The sequence below is a fragment of the Acinetobacter sp. genome (assembly GCF_036666595.1).
Classification (GTDB): Bacteria; Pseudomonadota; Gammaproteobacteria; order Pseudomonadales; family Moraxellaceae; genus Acinetobacter.
Window position 1 is genome coordinate 69,966 of the sequence record NZ_JAVWVO010000014.1, and the last position, 18,548, is coordinate 88,513.

The following is an 18,548-nucleotide window of genomic DNA, read 5'->3' on the forward strand; positions in this document are numbered from 1 at the left end:
TATACGAAAAAAATGACAACTCGTTTTAGTATAGCGTTGCTCAGAACGAAGCCAGTGAGGCGGAAAGGTGGACCAAAAACAATGAAGATTAAATGTGTCCTAGCCAGCTGTGTGTTGTTTTTCGCGCCGTGGAGTCATGCCTTGGATTTGGTCGACGCTTTACAACGCGCCAAAGTCAATGATCCCAACTGGCAAGCCAATTTACTCCAATATGAAGCCGATCAACTCAATTTAGGCATTGCACAAGGCAATTTACTGCCTACCATTAGTCTGTCTGGCAATGTGACTCGAAAAAATCAACCCATTGGGCAGGTGAGTTCGATTCTTTCCATGCCCGATACGACCACCACCAAACAAGTGGCGATTACGGCGCGCCAACCCCTTTTTCGTTGGGATGCGTGGGAAGGGTTGAAACAAGTTAAGACCTCCCTCAGTTTAAGTGACGTCAATTTGCAGCTACAGCGTCAGCAGCATATTTTAGAGGTAACGGAAGCCTATTTTAATGTACTGCGCCAACAAAGTTTAACTGCAGCTAATTTACAAGAAGAACAAGCTCTACTTGAGCAACTGAATATGATGAATGCCAAACTCAAAGAGGGTTTGGTGGCAAAAAGTGATGTGAGTGAAGCCAATGCACAGTACCAAAGCGCAAAGGCTAACCGCATTGCGACGCATATACAACTGGTCTTGGCGCAGGAACAACTGGCGCAAATTATCGGGCCTTATCAAGAAAACTTGGCAGTGCTGCGTGAAGACTTTCAGTTTCAAAAGCCTTATCCTGCAGAACTTTCAGCATGGACTAATTTAGCTCTCGCACAGAACCTAGGCATTCAGCAGGCTCGCTTGCAACAGCGCTATGCTGAAGATCAAAAACGGGTTGAACAAGCTGCGTTGTATCCGCAAATTGAAGCTGTGGGAAGCTATGGTTATAGTGAGCAGACTCCAGAGAATATTATGTCGGCCAAAGGTAACTTTGATCAGATTGGTATTGAGATGAATTGGAATGTCTATACGGGGGGGCGAACCAAGAAGTCGATTCAAAAAGCCGCTGTTAACGTCAAAAAATCTGAAGCCGAATTGGATGCCGCCATCCGTAAAGCCAACACCGAGGTGAAAAAGTCTTATTTGCAAGTGGAAACAGACCAAGCCAAGTTGCAAGCACGTAAAGCTGCCATGGAATCATCCAGCCTCGTCTCTCGCGCCTCACAAGCGCAGTATCAAGAAGGCTTAAAAACCATGGTCGATGTTTTACTGGCACAGCGCAATGCCTTTTCGGCCAAGCAAGACTATGTCAATACCAAGTATGATTATCTGATCAATGTCTTGCATTTAAAGGCATCTGTGGGTAAGTTGACTGAACAAGATATTCAAGAAATGAATGCATGGTTGGTGGGCAAAGCACGCTTATAAATGGGCGTTGTCATCAAATCTTCACAATTGCTATGCTTTAATATCGCTCAATCTTTAGTCCCTCATGATGTTGCTGTGGAGTACGTCCTTTGCCAAATAGTCCTGTTTTAAACCATCACATTTCTTCGCAGTTCAATGAAGATTTGCAGGATGTGAACACCAAATTTATGACCATGGGTGGTTTGGTAGAGCAACAAGTGGCAAATGCAATTCATGCGCTACTCGACACCGATGCCAATTTAGCGGTCGATGTTCAGTTTAAAGACAATGCGGTGAATCAGCTCGAACGTGAAATTGATGAAGCTTTGACGTTGATTTTGGCGCGTCGTCATCCTGCTGCGATTGATTTGCGTATGGTGATTGCGATGTCGAAAGCCAATACAGACCTAGAGCGTATTGGTGATGAAGCGGCGAAAATTGCTCGTATTGCGCAAAGTTTATGTGAAGACGGTGAATCCCCTCGCGGTTATATGGAAACGCGTCATATTGGTAACCAAGTCCGCGTCATGATTCATGATGCCCTAGACGCTTTTGCACGTTTAGATGCAGAACAAGCGCTACGTGTGATGATGGCCGATGCTGATATTGACCGTGAATATCAATCTGCAACGCGTACTTTGATGACTTATATGATTGAAGACCCGCGTCATATTGCCCGTGTGATTAATGTGATGTGGGTATTACGTTCATTAGAGCGTATTGGCGATCATGCGCGTAACATTTCTGAGCAAGTGATTTACATGGTGAAAGGCTTGGATGTGCGTCATACCAGTTTTGAAGAAGTTGAAAAACATATCCAAAAATAAAAAAGCGTATCTTATTTTTCAAGCACAACTTCGGTTGTGCTTTTTAATGGTTGCTTCATTTTTGGATAAAAAAAATCTCAGACTTTGGGGGAAATCTGAGACTAAAATTGGGGATATTTATCGTTATCGATAAGAGGTTTCCCTCTATCCTTGAATGCCATTATAGGAAAGATGTTTTTCTGCGTCATGTAGGTTCTTGTAGTGTAATGTTGAGTTTTGCAAGGGTTGTGTAGCGCTATGTTTACACTCAATCATTTGGATACAAATAAGTGCTTTATAGCGTCATTGAGTTATCAACATGTCATCTATCTTGGGTTTAGTTAGACCTGTGCTTAGATAGAATATTGTATGAATAAAAAGAAAAGCCCCGATGTCGGGGCTTTTTAAATGTGAAACTACGTGCTCCGCTTTATCATGCCTCAGGCTTTAAGCCTTCTGCTTTTTCTAAGCTTTCATCATTGTTAAAGAACTTCTCACGTTGTTCTTCAAGAAACTTTTTCGCATCAGGTTCAAACACATTTAGGCGTTTTTCATTGATTAAAGTGGTTTGGTGCTTTAACCATTCTCCCCAAGCTTGCTTGGAGATGCTTTCAAAAAGTTCTTGGCCTTTTGCGCCAGGGAAAGGTGCAAAGTCTAAACCTTCCATTTCTGTTTGATATTTACGGCAAAAAACTTGTCGAGTCATATCTAGACGTCCTTATTGAGCATAAAGTTTTTCTAAACGCGCATGGGCACGTTCAATGGCAGCTTCTACTTGCGCAGGTGCAGTTCCACCAATGTGGTTACGCGCATTGACTGACGCTTCAAGGGTCAGTGCTTTTTCAAATACATCCGCTTGAATTAAGTCAGAGAACTGTTGAAGTTGTTCAAGAGTCAATTCAGAAAGATCTTTTGACTCTTGAACACCTAAAGCAACGGCTTTACCCACAATTTCATGTGCATCACGGAAAGCCACGCCATTTTTAACAAGGTAATCAGCCAAGTCGGTTGCGGTTGAGAAACCACGCAGTGCTGCTTCACGCATGATGTCAATGTTTGGAACCAAAGCAGGAATCATGTCTGCAAAAGCCATGAGCGAGCCACGCACGGTATCAATCGCATCAAACAACGGCTCTTTGTCTTCTTGGTTGTCTTTGTTATACGCCAACGGTTGACCTTTCATGAGTGTTAATAAGCTCATCAAGTCTCCATAGACACGGCCTGTTTTACCGCGCACTAACTCAGGCACATCTGGATTTTTCTTTTGTGGCATGATTGAAGAGCCCGTACAGAAACGGTCTGGAATGTTTACAAACTTAAACTGTGCAGACGTCCACAGAATCAATTCTTCTGACATGCGTGATAAGTGCATCATGATCAGCGAAGCCGCAGCATTGAACTCGATACCAAAGTCACGGTCAGACACCGCATCAAGCGAGTTTTCAGAAACGGCTTCAAAACCCAGTAACTCTGCTGTAAATGCTCGGTCGATTGGGTAAGTGGTACCTGCAAGGGCTGCTGAACCTAAAGGCATACGGTTAGTACGTTTACGACAGTCAATGAGACGCTCAGAGTCACGCACTAACATTTCAAACCATGCCAACAGGTGGTGACCAAAAGTCACAGGCTGTGCTGTTTGTAAGTGGGTGAAGCCCGGCATAATGGTATGCGTGTTTTGCGCAGCAATACTCAAAATACCTTTTTGTAATTTTTTTAGTAATTCTAAAATGGCATCGATTTCATCGCGGACATAGAGGCGAATATCGGTTGCCACTTGGTCATTACGGCTACGACCGGTGTGGAGCTTTTTACCTGTGATGCCAATCCGTTGAGTCAAACGCGACTCAATGTTCATGTGCACATCTTCTAGGTCAATACGCCATTCGAACTGACCCGCTTCGATTTCAGCTTGAATGGTGTTTAAGCCATTAATGATGTCATCACGTTCTTGTTCTGTCAGAACGCCAACTTTTGCAAGCATGGTCGCGTGAGCAATAGAACCTGCAATATCTTGTTTATAAAAGCGTTGGTCAAATTGTACAGATGCTGTAAATTCAGCAACAAAGGCATCAGTAGCTTCAGAGAAACGACCGCCCCACATACCCGAAGTTTGGGCTTGTGACGGATTTGAGGAATTAGAAGATGTGGTCATGTCGGCTCAATAAGATAAAAAGCGGTAGAACTCGCATGAGTATAACAAATTCAAGGCAACTTGCCGAAGTTCAAGATGCGCAAAGTTTAACTTCCAGTAGGACTAAGCCAAATATCTCTTATTTATTTAGCAAAATCGTGCAATGGCCGCATTTGTTGGAATTATTTGTCGGTGGGAATTTGTTGGCCATGTTGTTGGCTTTGGCTGAAGCCCAGTCTTGGTCAAACTTGGTGTTTGAGCATGTGCTGGGCTATATGCTTTACATTAATTGGGTTTTGCTGTCTTTTACTGCGCTGATGCAATATGGACAAAAAAAGTTGCAAGATTTGAGTCTGGGTATGACTTTATTGTCAGGCTTTTTTCTATTACAGATCATTGTGTTGGTGACCACGCTCAGCCTTAATATACTGATCTTCTTTGGAGCTAATTTTAGTGTCAAAGGTTTGAGTTCAGCCATCTTATGGAATGATGTGGCTTTGCATTTGGGCTATGGCTTGCTGTTAGGCAGCTTTTGTTTTCGTTATTTGTACCTAAGAGAGCAATGGTTTAGGCAGCAAAATAGTGAGCTGAATGCACGGGTGCAGGCCATGCAAGCTCGTATCCACCCGCATTTTTTGTTTAATAGTTTAAACAATGTGATTTGCCTAATCGCGATTGACCCAGATAAAGCCGAACAGATGTTGCTCAATCTATCGCGTCTGTTTAGAGCCAGTTTCCAAGAGTTAAAACTGGTCAAGCTCAGTGATGAAATTGAGTTGTGTCAACGTTATTTGGCGATTGAGCAAATTCGTTTGGGGGATCGTTTACAGGTTGAATGGAAAATCGAGCATGCCGAATTATGTAAGCAGGTACAAATTCCACTCTTAACTTTACAACCTTTACTTGAAAATAGTATTTTTCATGGTGTTGAAAAATTTTTAACTAAGAGTACGATAAGTGTACTGATTGAAATATTGCAAAATCAAGTTAATATCGTCATAACTAACCCATTTACAAAGGAAACAATTCATAAACGACAAGGACATGGTATTGCTATTGAAAATGTGAAGCAGCGTCTAGAGGCATATTTTGGGCGAACTGTGAGCTTTCAAACCTATGCAGGGGAGGGAATGTATACCACTGTTGTGCAGTATCAATATAAATAAGCCGCAGTGAACCTATAAAAATAAACAAGGTGACTGTTGGGGAGGAGATAAATGGACATCCTAATTTGTGATGATGAGCCTTTAGCAATCGAACGTTTGTCTAGATTGGTGAGTCAGCTCGGACATCAAGTGGTGGCAACAGCCTCACATGGTCAACAAGCAATTGAATTAACTCAACAATATGAACCAGATGTGGTACTTTTAGATATTCAGATGCCAGAAATGGATGGGTTGACCTGTGCGCATTATTTGCGTCAGCTTGAACCGATGCCTGCTTTGGTGTTTTGTACAGCTTATGATGAACATGCGCTTGATGCATTTAAGTCACATGCTGAAGGTTATTTATTAAAACCAGTGATGCAACAGGAATTGCAACAGGTGCTTGGTCACCTCACTAAATTAACCCAAGCTCAAATGAGCGAGATAAAACAAAAAGAAAATATGGACGAATTTAACGTAAAGCGACATCAAATCGCAGCGAAAACCTATCGTGGTGTGGAATTGGTGCCCATTGAAAATATTTATTATTTTTTGGCGGATCAAAAATATGTCACGGTACGTCATAAAAACGGCAGTGTCTTAATTGATGAGACCTTAAAAGACTTAGAACATGAGTTTGGGGATGCCTTTATTCGTATCCACCGTAATGCCTTGGTTTCAGTTCACTTTTTAGAAGGGCTTGAAGTGGTCAACTCTGGGCAGTATCAAGTGCGTTGCCGTGAGTTGGATGAGCGCTTGGCGGTGAGTCGACGGCATTTGCCAGGCTTGCGAGAGCGCTTACATAGGCTTTAGCATGCTAATTTAATGACTCTGCTGCTGATGAGACGGGGTGCTTTGGGCTGAATACATTTCCAATGGGGGAAATTCAGTTTAAGATAGTTTCATTCTTATTGGCACATACTAAAATTTATGAAAACCCTGAAGATCGCTACTCGACAAAGCCCACTTGCCCTTTGGCAGGCTGAACATATTCGTGCTCGTTTAGAAGCATTGCATGCGGGGCTCACAGTAGAGTTGGTGACTTTTGTTACCCAAGGGGACAAAATTTTAGATACGCCATTGGCAAAAATTGGTGGCAAAGGTTTATTTGTCAAAGAGCTTGAAGCAGCGTTATTGGATGGTCGTGCCGATTTGGCAGTGCATTCGATGAAAGATGTTCCAATGGCTTTGCCTGAGGGTTTGTCGCTGGCCGTCATTTGTGAGCGTGAAGATCCTTTAGATGCCTTTGTGTCGAATAGTTATGCGAGTTTTGATGCATTGCCACCAGGGGCAAAGGTCGGTACCTCCAGTTTGCGCCGTAAATGCCAAATTTTAAAACAACGACCCGACCTAGAGATTATAGATTTACGTGGGAACGTGGGAACGCGTTTATCTAAATTAGATGCGGGTCAGTACGATGCCATTATTTTGGCAAGTGCTGGATTAAAACGCTTGGGTTTGGCAGAACGTATCCGTCATACCATTCGTCCAGAGTTGAGTTTACCTGCCGTGGGCCAAGGCGCTTTAGGGCTAGAGTGCCGTGTAAATGATCAAGCGGTATTGGATTTACTCCATCCGTTATTACATATAGAAACTGATACCTGTGTACGGGCTGAACGTGCTTTCAATGCTTATCTTGAAGGTGGATGTCAGGTGCCGATTGCAGGCTATGCCACTTTAGCAGACAACCGCATTCAGCTCGAAGGGCGTGTGGGGAGTGTCGATGGGCAAACGCTCCTTAAAGCACAAGTGGCGGGTGATGCCGCTGAAGCCGAGCATTTGGGCGTTGTCCTTGCACAAGAGTTATTGGCTCAAGGTGCAGGTGACTTACTCAAAGCCTTTTATCACTAATATTTCTTAACGATGCTGTTTATTAATACACGCCCAATTGATCGCGCGGCAAGCCTCACTCAGGCACTAGAACAACAGGCTGTTGAGGTCTATCCATTGCCGTTACTGGAGTTATTGCCCAGAGCATGGGGTCATGACCTAGAGCGCTTGTATCGACAGTTAGCGTACACCCAAGTGATTGTGGTGGTCAGCCCTAGTGCTGTGCAGTTTGGCATGGCACATTTGCTGCAAAGCGGTTTAACGGTGTCCGATTTACAGCATATTCAATGGATTGCAGTCGGACAAAAAACAGCACAGGCTTTGGCCGAATATGGTTTGGACAGTGTGGTGCCTGAGGTGGAAACCTCTGAAGGGATGTTACAACTGCCTGTTTTGCAGAACTTGGCCAGTGATGCGAGTATTGCATTTTGGCGAGGAGACGGTGGGCGTCAGTTTATGATGGACACCTTAATGCAACACGGGCGTCTTATACTGAACTTTGTTTTGTATGAGCGCCATTGTCCAAACGAAACGATGCAGCAACAGGCTAAATTGATTCAATGTTTATCAGAACATAATCACTACGTCGCACTGATCAGCAGTGAGGCCAGTTGGCTGAATTGGTTAGCTTTGCTGGACTCAAATATTCAGCTCCTGCAACAAGGACACTTTTTGGTGTTGGGTGAGCGTTTGGCACAGATCTTGAAGCAGTATCAACAGCAAATGCATGTGCTGTTTAAAATGAGTGTATTGAAAAATTTAAAGACAGCCACGATTGTACAGTTGTTACAAAGTGAGCAAGGGAACGCATGAAGAAGATTCTTATCATTGTATTGATGGCTGCATTGGCGTGGATTGCGAAGCTAAGTTATGACGTATGGGGGCTAAGTACACAGCAAGCTACTTTGCTCAACGAAATGCACCAAATCGAACAGCGCAGCGCCAATTTGAACGATCAAGTCGTGGCCATGCAGCGTCAAAAAGAAACTTTGAAACAAAACCCTGCAATGGCGAATGCGACGAGTAGCCAACCCGCCGAATTGGTAGTTGAGGGCATTGATCCAATTTTGTTTATCAAGCAACAGCTGGACTTGGTTGAGTTTGCCTTAAAGCAACAGCAGTATGTGGTGGCCACCGATAAGCTGGCCTTTTTAGATATGCAGCTGGAAAAATATAACTTGGCTGTGGCGCTGAAGCAAAGTTTGCATCAGGTGATAGCGCGAGATATGCAAACCATTCAGAAATTTGTGGCTGAGCGCAATGAACAGCAAGCGCTGATTAACCGTCAGCTGCAACAGATTGATCAGGCCTTAAGTCGAGAAATAAAACAACCTCAGTTAAACACCAAACGCGATCCGTCCGAACCCTTTTGGAAGCAATGGTTTAGGCTAGAAGCTGCGCAAGCACCTGCAACAGCATTAATGCAACGACAAATTGTGCTTAAAGAAGCACAGTTACGTTTACTGTTGGCACGCCAAGCCTTAGTTTCAGGGCAATATGCTGAATATCAAAAAGATTTAACCGAAGTGATGTTATTGATCCAACAACTTCCCGACCCTAAAGCCAAAGAGCTGCTGAAACAACTGAATAAGCTAAAAACATTGGTGGTTGTCCCAACGCCTATTTTAAGTACGCGTGCGTTGTTGGGGTAATAGAATGAAACAAATACTGATTGCTTATGGTTTGGTGAGTTTAATTGCAATTGCCGCGTTGAGTGTCTTGAGTTATGGACATGGTGCGGGTTATGTCTATGTGTTTTGGCATGACTGGCAGTTACAAACCAATCTCTGGATCATGTTTATTGCTCTAGCGTTGCTCAGTTTTAGCTTGCATTTGGTTTGGTTGGGGCTAAAACGGTATCTCAGTCGAGAAAAACGCAAAGCGGAAACTGTTTTTGATTTTAAAAGTTTGCATCCTTATGAACAACTGGCTGTGATTTGGTTGTTGGATGCAGGTCGAGATCAACAAGCCTTTATTCAAAATGCCTTCGCGCAGTCAGGCTTGCTCAAAAGTATTATCGATGCACGTTTATATTTGATGAAGGAGCAGTTCCCTGAAGCCTTAAGCGCCTTGAGCCAAAGCAATGCCATGGCCTTTGAGTTGGCTGAACTGCAACGTATTGAGCTGTTCTTAGCACAAGAAGATGCAGAACAGGCTTTAACCCATCTTGAGTTTCTCAATCAACATGAACTGTCACCTTGGCTTAAAGATGTGCAAACCGCTTATGAAGCGTGCTTAAAAGAGCTATGGGGACGTTTTGCGATTCAGTTTCCATGGCTTTATTTACGCTCAACCCAATATGGTCATTTAGATCAAGATGTGAAAAAAGCATGGCTGAAGCGTTTGTTGATAAAATTTGATCAAGCTAATTATGAAAATTTAGAAGATTTAAAACAACGTTATTTGGACTTGTCTGATCAGATTTTCAGCCGCAGTTATGATGTTCAACTGCTATGGCTTAAGTTGTTAGCACGTATGCCAGACATGAGTGAGCAGCACGAACACTTGTCGATTTATTTACTCAATCAGCAGTTTAATTCGGAAGTATTTTATTTGTGGTTCCAGCAGCAACTTTTGAAACAGCAACCCGATTATGTGGACTTGCAGCAACACATTGAAGCATGGGAAGCGAAGTATACGAGTGTGCCGGTTTTGAGTTTTGCCAAGTGGCATATTTATACTGCTTTAGGCATGCAAGAGCAGGCAGATGCGTTATTAAGTTTATATCCAGATAATGTATTAATGAACTATTTAAGAATCAAATCGACTTTAAATGGTGATGAAGATTTAATTAAACAGTTAAATTTAATTTTTGAAAATAATGCAAATTTTGTAGAAATGAAAATATAGGTGCATAATGCAGAGCGTTTTAGATTACCCATTGGTTTATACTCAACACGTGGCTTGGGGAGATATGGATGCCTTTGGTCATGTTAATAATGTAATGTATTATCGTTATGTTGAAAGTGCGCGTTTGGCTTATATTGAACATACGGGTATTTTATCTGCGGATGTACTAACTGTTGTTGCATCAAATCAGTGCAAATATTTAAAACCAGTATTTTATCCAGACCAATTAAAAATTAGTGCGCGTATTGAAGAACTCAGAAATAGTGCATTTCGTATGCACTATTTATTATGGAGTGAACAGCAACAAGCATTCGTTGCGGAAGCAGAAGCGGTCATTGTTTGTGTCGATAAAACCAATATGCAGAAAACATTAATTCCTGAACTGGTGCGTCAAAAACTCAAAGAATTTGAGTTAACGGTCGGTCATCAAATATAAATATCTTTTTATTTATTTTAAAAGTCGCTAGACTATATAAATACTGTCTAAGTATTGTTGTTTAAGTCATGGATGAGTTGAGTCTTTGGTCTAATCAAAATATTATTAAATAGACTCAGTAAATAAAATGTTGGTTAATGGAGTTAATGTAATGCCAGATATTAGTAATTTATCCGTAGAAGAGTTAAAGCGTCTACAAATCGAAGCGGAAGCTTTAATTGCATCTAAAAAAGATCAAGCAATTGAAGATGCTTATACCCAAATTAACGCGATTGCGGAAAATGTAGGCTTAAGCATTGAACAAATTTTAGAGTTTGGCGCGACTAAGCGTAAAAAAGGCACACGTAAGTCGGTTGAACCGCGTTACCGTAACAAAGGCAATGCTGCTGAGACATGGACTGGCCGTGGTAAGCAACCACGTTGGTTAGTGGCTCAGTTAGAAAAAGGTGCGAAGCTTGAAGATTTTCTAATCTAAGTCATCACCTTGTCACAGATGTGACATAAGCTCAAAAAACCAAGCATCATTTGCTTGGTTTTTTTTATAGTTAAAGTTTGGTGTTGTTGTAAAATTATGCATAATGTCTATCAAAGAAAGACAAGAAATGAAGCAAGGAAGAATAATTGAAAGTTCGTGGTGGGAGAATCACAAAACCTAAATACATCACGTGGTGGATGTTTGCAGTCGTTGCCTTTTTAATTTTTGTTTTGCTGCAAATTCCTGCAGCATGGCTCATTGCAAAATTTTATAAAAACAACCAGGTTTTACATAACGTCAGCGGTAATATTTGGCATGGACAGGCCGATTGGCAAACTGGAAAATTGCGTGGAACTGTGCTTTGGACCACCCGACCTTTAGATTTACTGCTCCTTCGTGCAGGTGCGAATCTCAAAATTTATAGTACCAATACCAAGCTTGAAGGCGTTTTGGCCTATGGGTTTGGGAAAAAAATAATGGTGCGTGATTTAAACGGACAAATTGCACCCGAAACGTTAAAGTCGTTGGCCAATTGGCAATGGCCGAGTAATGCGATTCAGTTACAAGAAATTGATTTTAATTATAAAAAAGAGCAGGGGTTTGACCAAGTGGATGGGGGAATACAATGGGCAGGCGGCGAACTCATGTATATCTTTGCGCAGCGCCCACAACAAATGCAGATTCCATCGTTGGCGGGTCGTTTGTCGCAGGAGCAAAATAAGCTGATGGTCGATTTGCGCGATCAACGACAACAAAAACTGATGAACCTGACCATCGATCCAAGTCTGATGCTAGATGTGCAATTAACCCAGCGTCTCATGTTGAATGTGCCTTCATATCAAGGCAAAGCAGGCCTAGATAGTTATGTGGTGAGTTCGCGTCAGCCTTTACTTAGTGGGGGCTTTTAATGGGTTTTGATCTGCAAAAATTACCAGAGCTGAATCTCAAACAGTTTGAACGTATAGCACCACTGTGCTTAATGCTTTTGATCTTGGCACTATGCTGGAAGTTGGCTGGCTTATTTTGGCTTTGGGTGGCACCACCACAAGTCATGCAAATGCCACGCGTTGAATTGGGTTCGCAGCAACCTCAAGTTCCGAATATTACCAATTTTGCGTTATTTGCAGAGCAAAGTAAGAATCCCGCAGATGATCAGCTCAATTTACAGCTACAAGGTGTGGTGGTTGGGCAACCCAGTCAGTTCTCATCTGCTGTGATTAAGGCAAATAATGTAGCAGAGCGCTATCGGGTGGGGGAAAACATCGAAGGCAGCGCTTATTATTTGTCAGAGGTGTATTGGGATCGCGCGATTCTCAAAAATAACAGTGGGCAAGCCCGAGAATTGTTTTTTCAAGGGATTGATAATTTAGATCAGCAAATTGTGCCCCCAGCAACAGCACCCGTTGTAGCGCCTCCTGTGAGTCAAGAGCAGCAAGCATTAGGCCAAGCAGTACAGAACTTACAACAAGATCGTGAGCAATATTTAAAAGATTTGGGTGTAAATACCAATAACACAGGGCAGGGTTATCAAGTCACTGAGCAAACACCAGCCGCACTGCGAAGCCGTTTAGGCTTACAGGCTGGGGATCAGATTATGTCTTTAAATGGTCAAACGATCGGACAGGGGCAAAACGATGCGCAGCTGTTAGAACGTGCGCGCCGTGAAGGACAAGTAAAAATAGAAGTGAAACGTGGTGATCGTATCATTACGGTACAACAGAATTTTCAGTGATCGAACATCACCAATATTAGTTAGGAATGACTTGGATTTATGGCTTTATTGAATCACCGCCCGGTTTGGGCACTGACAATCGCAGCGCCTTTGCTTGCTATGGTGAGTACAGCCAGCTATGCACAAACATGGAAAATTAATCTGCGCGATGCGGACTTAACTGCATTTATTAATGAAGTTGCCGATATTACAGGGAAAAACTTTGCAGTTGATCCACGGGTACGCGGCAATGTCACGGTGATTTCAAACAAAGCGTTGAATAAGCAAGAAGTCTACGACTTGTTCTTAGGGGTCTTGAATGTCAACGGTGTGGTCGCGATTCCTTCTGGTCGGACCATTAAAATTGTGCCTGACAGTAATGTCAAAAGTTCTGGCATTCCCTATGATGTTCGTCACCGCGCCACAGGCGATCAGGTTGTGACGCGGGTGATTTGGCTGGAAAACACCAATGCCAATGACCTGATTCCTGCATTGCGTCCATTGATGCCGCAGTTTGCACATTTATCTGCGGTGAATGGCACCAATGCACTGATTGTGTCTGATCGCGCCAGCAATATTTATCAGCTTGAGACCATCATCCGTAACTTGGATGGGACGGGACAAAATGACATCGAAGCGGTGTCGTTGCAATCGAGTCAGGCTGAAGAAATGATTGGGTTACTAGAAAGTATGAGCGGAACAGGCTCGATCAAAGATTTAAAAGGTTCCAGAATACGGATCATTGCAGATAATCGAACCAATCGGATTATTCTAAAAGGGGATACCGCGACGCGTAAACGTATTCGCCAAATGATCGAGATGCTGGATGTACCTGCTGCGGAGCGTTTGGGTGGCTTGAAGGTGTTCCGCTTAAAATATGCCAGCGCCAAAAGCTTATCCGAAATTTTACAAGGTTTGGTCTCAGGGCAGGCTGTTAATTCTAGCGAGTCTAACGACAGTAATAACAATAGTAGTTCCAGCTATAACCAAAGTAATAGCGCGAGTGAAGGTTCATCTTCACAGATTTCTACCCCAAGTATTAACTTAAACAGCCAGTCCAATCGCAATCAGAACAACATCACCAGCTTTAACAGTAATGGGGTCAGTATTATTGCCGATAGTTCGCAAAATGCATTGGTGGTCAAAGCAGACCCTCAGTTGATGCGTGAAATCGAGTCTGCCATTCAGCAGTTGGATACCCGTCGTCAGCAAGTCCTGATTGAGGCGACTATTCTAGAGGTGGAAGGTAACGATGCCGACCAGTTGGGCGTGCAATGGGCGATGGGTGATTTAAGCAGTGGTGTTGGGATTATCAATTTTGACAATATTGGTTCGAGTCTCAAAAGTATTGCTGCAAATTATTTAACGGGGGGCGGTGCGGGGGCTGCAAGTGCAATTGGCGCGGGTGGTTCTTTAATCCTTGGGGATTATAAAGAAGGCAGTGATGGCTCGCGTCAGTTATATGGCGCGATGATCCAAGCACTAAAAAGTAATACCAAGTCGAATTTGCTGTCTACACCATCGATTGTCACCATGGACAATGAAGAGGCCTATATCGTCGTGGGTGAAAATGTGCCGTTTGTAACAGGCTCAGTTTCTACCACCTCTTCAGGTACAGCTAACCCTTACACCACCATCGAGCGTAAAGATGTGGGTGTAACGCTTAAGGTGGTGCCACATATTGGTGAAGGTGGAACCATCCGCTTAGAGATTGAACAAGAAGTCTCGGATGTCAAAACCAATAAAGGTGAAGCGCAGGATTTGGTTACCAGTAAGCGTGCGATTAAAACCTCAGTCTTGGCTGAACATGGCAATACCATCGTTTTAGGCGGCTTGATTTCAGACAATACGTCTTATTCACGCCAATCGATCCCAGGCCTTGGTGCAATACCAGGATTAGGGCGTTTGTTCCGCTCAGATGGTAAGTCGGATCAGAAACGCAATTTGCTGGTTTTCATTCATCCGACGATTGTGGGAGATGGAGAGTCTGCACGTCGCCTTTCTCAGCAGCGCTACAGTCAGCTTTATAGCTTACAGTTGGCCATGGATAAAGATGGTAGCTTTGCTAAGTTGCCTGAAAATGTCGATGATGTCTTCCAACAGCGTTTGCCTGTGACATCAACCAAACCGACCTTGCCACAATCGTATCAACAGGTGCCAAGCAGTCCAACCTCAACGCAGCCGATGGTTGAAACAACGCCTGTGGCCATTGAGCCTGTGATTCGTAAACAGCCGATTGCTAATGTTCCTAAAAATACCACCTCGCATCAGTTATACCCAACGGTTCATCCTCAGATAGGCATGAACTTGATGACGCATAATGTTCAAGGTGCTCGCGTGGCACACCTAGCACAGGCGGTATCGACAAGCTATTCCATCCCTGAGCGATATACTGAGAATATCTTGATAGGTTCAGTCTAGCTGTCCTGCCATTCATCTGTAAGGGGGGTGAAATGGTAAAGAATATTCTCTGTGTTATCATAAATCAGCACATAGAGAGATAAGTCATGACTTGGAAAATACAAGCAATTACTGGCGAATTAACGGGCCAGGAAATTAGCATTGATCGTGATATGTTGGTCGGTCGTCATCAAGCAGCGGATATTTTATTACAACAATCTGAAATTTCACGTAAACATGCGGCCTTTTTACTGAAAGAACACGCTTTGTGGCTACAAGACTTGGGTTCTTCAAATGGCACATATGTGAATGATGTGCAAATTGCGGCAGAAACGTTGTTGAAGCAAGGCGATATCGTTCAGTTTGCAAGCTTAAAGTTTTCGGTCTTTGAGCCTGCGAAAGCGCTAGAAGACGTGGTGGAATCGGTAGAGGCGGCAACTTTGGGTGCAGCTGTGGTTGAAGAGCCCATTAGCCAGCCATCTGAAGCGGTAGCTGCTTCAGAAACTGCTCAAGCGGAAGTTGGTGCTGATGAGCCTGTTGTCGAGCCAGAACAGCCAAAAACAGCGGCACAACATATGAGCGATCAGGGCATGCCTGAGCTAAAAGAACGTGATGCTAATGTGAGTTTAACGCGTGATGGTATGCCGCAAAATGTCGGTATTCCGAAACCCGCTCCTATTCCAGCAGGGGTGGATTTGACTGCGCCTAACGTGCCTCAGGTTGAGAACAACGAGGCTCCAAAAGTACAGGTTGAACAAGAGGCAGAAACTCAGAAAAATGCCTCGCTGGGGCTAATCTCGATTATTGTCTTGATTATTTTAGCGATTATTGCTTGGCTGATGTTCAAATAAAATGCAGATCACACTACAATCAAGGCATGCATAAGCATGCCTTGATTGTTTTTGGGTAGTACATGATAAAAATGGGTGAGGGTGAATGAATATTGCAAATGTGGCACAGCGAGAGGTTTTACTTTTCGATCTAGACGGAACCTTGGTGGATTCAGCAACAGATTTACATCGTGCCATGAATATGAGCCTGAATGCTTTGCAGCTGCCTACTGTTACTGAAGCGCAGGTGCGGATCTGGGTTGGTAAGGGAACGGCGCTGTTTTGTCAAAGTACCTTGCAACATTTAACGGGTAAAGTCGATCCTGCTCAGCAACAACAATTGTTGGATACGTTTTTAAAAATTTATAATGCCGACCCATGTGTGGAAACTCAGCCTTTCGATGGCATTCTTGAGTTTTTAGAATGGGGCTTGGCACAAAAGAAAACCATGGTTTGCGTGACCAATAAACCTGAAGCGCCTGCACGTGCTATTGTCGATCATTTAGGTATGAATCATTATTTTGCCGATGTCATCGGCGGCGATCGTTTCGAAGAGCGCAAACCTCATCCGCGCCAATTGTTACACTGTGTTGAGCAATATGCGCAAAGCAAAGATCAGGTCTTAATGATTGGGGACTCATCCAATGATGTTGAGGCTGCACGCCGTGCGGGTATTGATTGTGTTGTGGTCAGCTATGGCTATAATCATGGTGAAAATATTTTAGACTGTCAGCCACAGCAAGTGGTGGATAATCTGTGTGAACTGATCGGGTAACTTTGTAAACGAAGGAATGAACATGAGTAAACATATGACTTTTCGATGGCGAAACTCAAACCACTAATTTTAAAAACTGATCACGCCATATTGAAAAAATAGAGAACACTCATGACAACGCAAACTCAATTCGATCAACTCAAAACAGCGGGTTATAACCTGATTCCAGTCTATCGTCAGCGCTTAGCCGATACTGAGACACCATTGTCTGTCTTTGCACGCCTGAAAGAGCATAAACAGGCCTATTTGTTTGAATCTGTGGAAGGTGGGGAGAACTGGGCACGCTACTCGATTATTGGTTTAGGTGAATCTACCGTTTTCTCATGCAATGCGGGTGAGCTAACCATTCAACAAGCCGACGGCACTATAGAAAAGCAACCCTGTACAGATCCGTTTCAATTCATCCGAGATTTTCAATCGAAATATAAAGTACCTACTCAAGCTGATTTACCTGCTTTGCCAAGCTTTACTGGTGGTTTGGTGGGTTACTTTGGTTATGATGCGGTACGTTATATTGAACCGCGTTTAAATAACGCGCCAGAAGCAGATCCAGTGGGTTTGCCTGATATTTGGATGATGCTGTCTAAAACAGTGATTGTGTTTGATAACTTAAAAGATACTTTATTCCTGATTGTGCATGCCGATGTGGTTGACGCGGATGCATATAACCAAGCCCAGCAGCAACTGGATGCATTGGAAGATTTACTCGCAACGCCCATTAGTCTAAAAGCCACGCCGCATACTGCACCGCATTTTGAGTCACTCACGGGCAAAGCAAAATTCTTAGAATCGATTGAAACGGTGAAAGAGTATATTCGTGCGGGCGATGTGATGCAGGTGGTGCCAGGGCATCGTATGGTCTCTGACTTTGATGGTGAACCTTTACAAGTCTATCGCGCGCTACGTCATTTGAACCCATCGCCTTATTTGTTCTTGGTGCAAGGGCAAACTTTAGAAAATAATCAACCTTTTCATATTGTCGGTTCTTCCCCTGAAATTTTATCTCGCCTTGAAAATGGGATTGCAACCGTGCGTCCGCTGGCAGGTACGCGACCGCGTGGTAAAACCAAAGAAGAAGATTTGGCACTTGAACAAGACTTACTGTCGGATGAAAAAGAGATTGCTGAACATTTAATGCTGATTGACTTAGGTCGAAATGATGTCGGTCGCGTCTCGAAAATTGGCAAAGTGCAAGTGACTGATCAAATGGTGATCGAACGTTATTCGCATGTCATGCATATTGTTTCCAATGTGCAAGGCGAAGTTCGTGATGATGTAGATGCCTTGGATGTTTTTAAAGCAACTTTCCCAGCAGGTACACTTTCAGGTGCACCAAAAATTCGTGCGATGGAAATTATTGACCAAGTAGAACCCGTAAAACGTGGAATTTTTGGTGGTGCTGTTGGTTATTTAGGCTGGCATGGCGAAATGGACATGTCGATTGCGATTCGTACCTGCGTTATTCGTGAAAATAAGGTCTATGTTCAGGCAGGAGCGGGGCTTGTTTATGACTCAAATCCTGAATCTGAGTGGAATGAAACCCAAATAAAAGCTCGCGCAGTGATCAAAGCGGTTGAATTATCGTCAAACGGATTGATTTTGTGAGTTTTTGACGTTTTTTTTGAAAAAAACACTTGCAAGGATTTTGAGTTTTGCTAAACTGCACACCGTTCCGATACGAAACGTACGAAACACTAAGAAACGCCGGCATAGCTCAGTTGGTAGAGCAACTGACTTGTAATCAGTAGGTCCACAGTTCGAATCCGTGTG

At 43.3% G+C, this 18,548-nt stretch carries 18 protein-coding genes; 16 read left to right on the plus strand and 2 right to left on the minus strand.

Translation table 11 applies throughout. From position 1 onward, the window contains the following. Positions 1 to 81 precede the first annotated feature (81 nt). Positions 82 to 1,410 carry a TolC family outer membrane protein gene (locus tag RR876_RS15180; protein ID WP_332478170.1) on the plus strand — a complete coding sequence of 443 codons (1,329 nt, stop codon included), beginning with the start codon at positions 82 to 84 and terminating at the stop codon, positions 1,408 to 1,410. Between the two features lie 89 nt (positions 1,411 to 1,499). Beyond that, positions 1,500 to 2,216 carry a phosphate signaling complex protein PhoU gene (gene phoU / locus RR876_RS15185; RefSeq protein WP_004692799.1) on the plus strand — a complete coding sequence of 239 codons (717 nt, stop codon included), beginning with the start codon at positions 1,500 to 1,502 and terminating at the stop codon, positions 2,214 to 2,216. 412 nt (positions 2,217 to 2,628) lie between these two features. Here phoU and RR876_RS15190 read toward each other — a convergent pair whose 3' ends face one another. Then, positions 2,629 to 2,901 carry an oxidative damage protection protein gene (locus RR876_RS15190; protein WP_004978611.1) on the minus strand — a complete coding sequence of 91 codons (273 nt, stop codon included), beginning with the start codon at positions 2,899 to 2,901 and terminating at the stop codon, positions 2,629 to 2,631. 12 nt (positions 2,902 to 2,913) lie between these two features. Next, positions 2,914 to 4,347 carry an argininosuccinate lyase gene (gene argH / locus RR876_RS15195; protein ID WP_004692796.1) on the minus strand — a complete coding sequence of 478 codons (1,434 nt, stop codon included), beginning with the start codon at positions 4,345 to 4,347 and terminating at the stop codon, positions 2,914 to 2,916. On the opposite strand from argH, the gene RR876_RS15200 reads away from it, so the two are divergent. The 14 genes from RR876_RS15200 (at position 4,338) to trpE (ending at position 18,383) form a co-directional block, all read left to right on the plus strand. Next, the gene (locus tag RR876_RS15200) at positions 4,338 to 5,492 is read left to right on the plus strand and encodes a histidine kinase (protein ID WP_332481910.1); all 1,155 of its coding nucleotides are present in this window, start codon (positions 4,338 to 4,340) and stop codon (positions 5,490 to 5,492) included. The two genes, argH and RR876_RS15200, sit on opposite strands and share 10 nt — an antisense overlap. Positions 5,493 to 5,543: 51 nt before the next feature. After that, positions 5,544 to 6,284, plus strand: a complete 741-nt coding sequence (locus tag RR876_RS15205) for a LytTR family DNA-binding domain-containing protein (protein WP_114837602.1) — start codon at positions 5,544 to 5,546, stop codon at positions 6,282 to 6,284. Between the two features lie 117 nt (positions 6,285 to 6,401). Continuing rightward, on the plus strand, positions 6,402 to 7,322 hold the full coding sequence (hemC, locus tag RR876_RS15210) for a hydroxymethylbilane synthase (RefSeq protein WP_332478172.1): 921 nt from the start codon (positions 6,402 to 6,404) through the stop codon (positions 7,320 to 7,322). 12 nt (positions 7,323 to 7,334) lie between these two features. After that, complete coding sequence (locus RR876_RS15215) at positions 7,335 to 8,114, plus strand: uroporphyrinogen-III synthase (RefSeq protein ID WP_332478173.1); 780 nt, start codon at positions 7,335 to 7,337, stop codon at positions 8,112 to 8,114. Further along, on the plus strand, positions 8,111 to 8,953 hold the full coding sequence (locus tag RR876_RS15220; protein WP_332478174.1) for a hypothetical protein: 843 nt from the start codon (positions 8,111 to 8,113) through the stop codon (positions 8,951 to 8,953). The genes RR876_RS15215 and RR876_RS15220 overlap by 4 nt, the downstream gene beginning before the upstream one ends. A gap of 4 nt (positions 8,954 to 8,957) precedes the next feature. After that, positions 8,958 to 10,151 carry a heme biosynthesis protein HemY gene (locus RR876_RS15225; RefSeq protein WP_332478175.1) on the plus strand — a complete coding sequence of 398 codons (1,194 nt, stop codon included), beginning with the start codon at positions 8,958 to 8,960 and terminating at the stop codon, positions 10,149 to 10,151. 7 nt (positions 10,152 to 10,158) lie between these two features. Next, on the plus strand, positions 10,159 to 10,587 hold the full coding sequence (locus RR876_RS15230) for a thioesterase family protein (RefSeq protein WP_004978627.1): 429 nt from the start codon (positions 10,159 to 10,161) through the stop codon (positions 10,585 to 10,587). A gap of 127 nt (positions 10,588 to 10,714) precedes the next feature. Beyond that, the gene (locus tag RR876_RS15235) at positions 10,715 to 11,062 is read left to right on the plus strand and encodes an H-NS histone family protein (RefSeq protein ID WP_171056712.1); all 348 of its coding nucleotides are present in this window, start codon (positions 10,715 to 10,717) and stop codon (positions 11,060 to 11,062) included. Positions 11,063 to 11,259: 197 nt separating this feature from the next. Continuing rightward, positions 11,260 to 11,970: a type II secretion system protein N gene (gspN, locus tag RR876_RS15240; protein WP_332637099.1), complete on the plus strand. Its 711-nt coding sequence runs from the start codon at positions 11,260 to 11,262 to the stop codon at positions 11,968 to 11,970. Continuing rightward, on the plus strand, positions 11,970 to 12,794 hold the full coding sequence (locus RR876_RS15245; RefSeq protein ID WP_332481909.1) for a type II secretion system protein N: 825 nt from the start codon (positions 11,970 to 11,972) through the stop codon (positions 12,792 to 12,794). The genes gspN and RR876_RS15245 overlap by 1 nt, the downstream gene beginning before the upstream one ends. 39 nt (positions 12,795 to 12,833) lie before the next feature. Beyond that, positions 12,834 to 15,194: a type II secretion system secretin GspD gene (gene gspD / locus RR876_RS15250; RefSeq protein WP_332478177.1), complete on the plus strand. Its 2,361-nt coding sequence runs from the start codon at positions 12,834 to 12,836 to the stop codon at positions 15,192 to 15,194. Between the two features lie 86 nt (positions 15,195 to 15,280). Next, on the plus strand, positions 15,281 to 16,024 hold the full coding sequence (locus RR876_RS15255) for an FHA domain-containing protein (RefSeq protein ID WP_332478178.1): 744 nt from the start codon (positions 15,281 to 15,283) through the stop codon (positions 16,022 to 16,024). Positions 16,025 to 16,109: 85 nt separating this feature from the next. Then, complete coding sequence (locus tag RR876_RS15260) at positions 16,110 to 16,778, plus strand: HAD-IA family hydrolase (protein WP_332478179.1); 669 nt, start codon at positions 16,110 to 16,112, stop codon at positions 16,776 to 16,778. 111 nt (positions 16,779 to 16,889) lie between these two features. Further along, complete coding sequence (gene trpE / locus RR876_RS15265; protein ID WP_332478180.1) at positions 16,890 to 18,383, plus strand: anthranilate synthase component I; 1,494 nt, start codon at positions 16,890 to 16,892, stop codon at positions 18,381 to 18,383. Positions 18,384 to 18,548 lie beyond the last annotated feature (165 nt).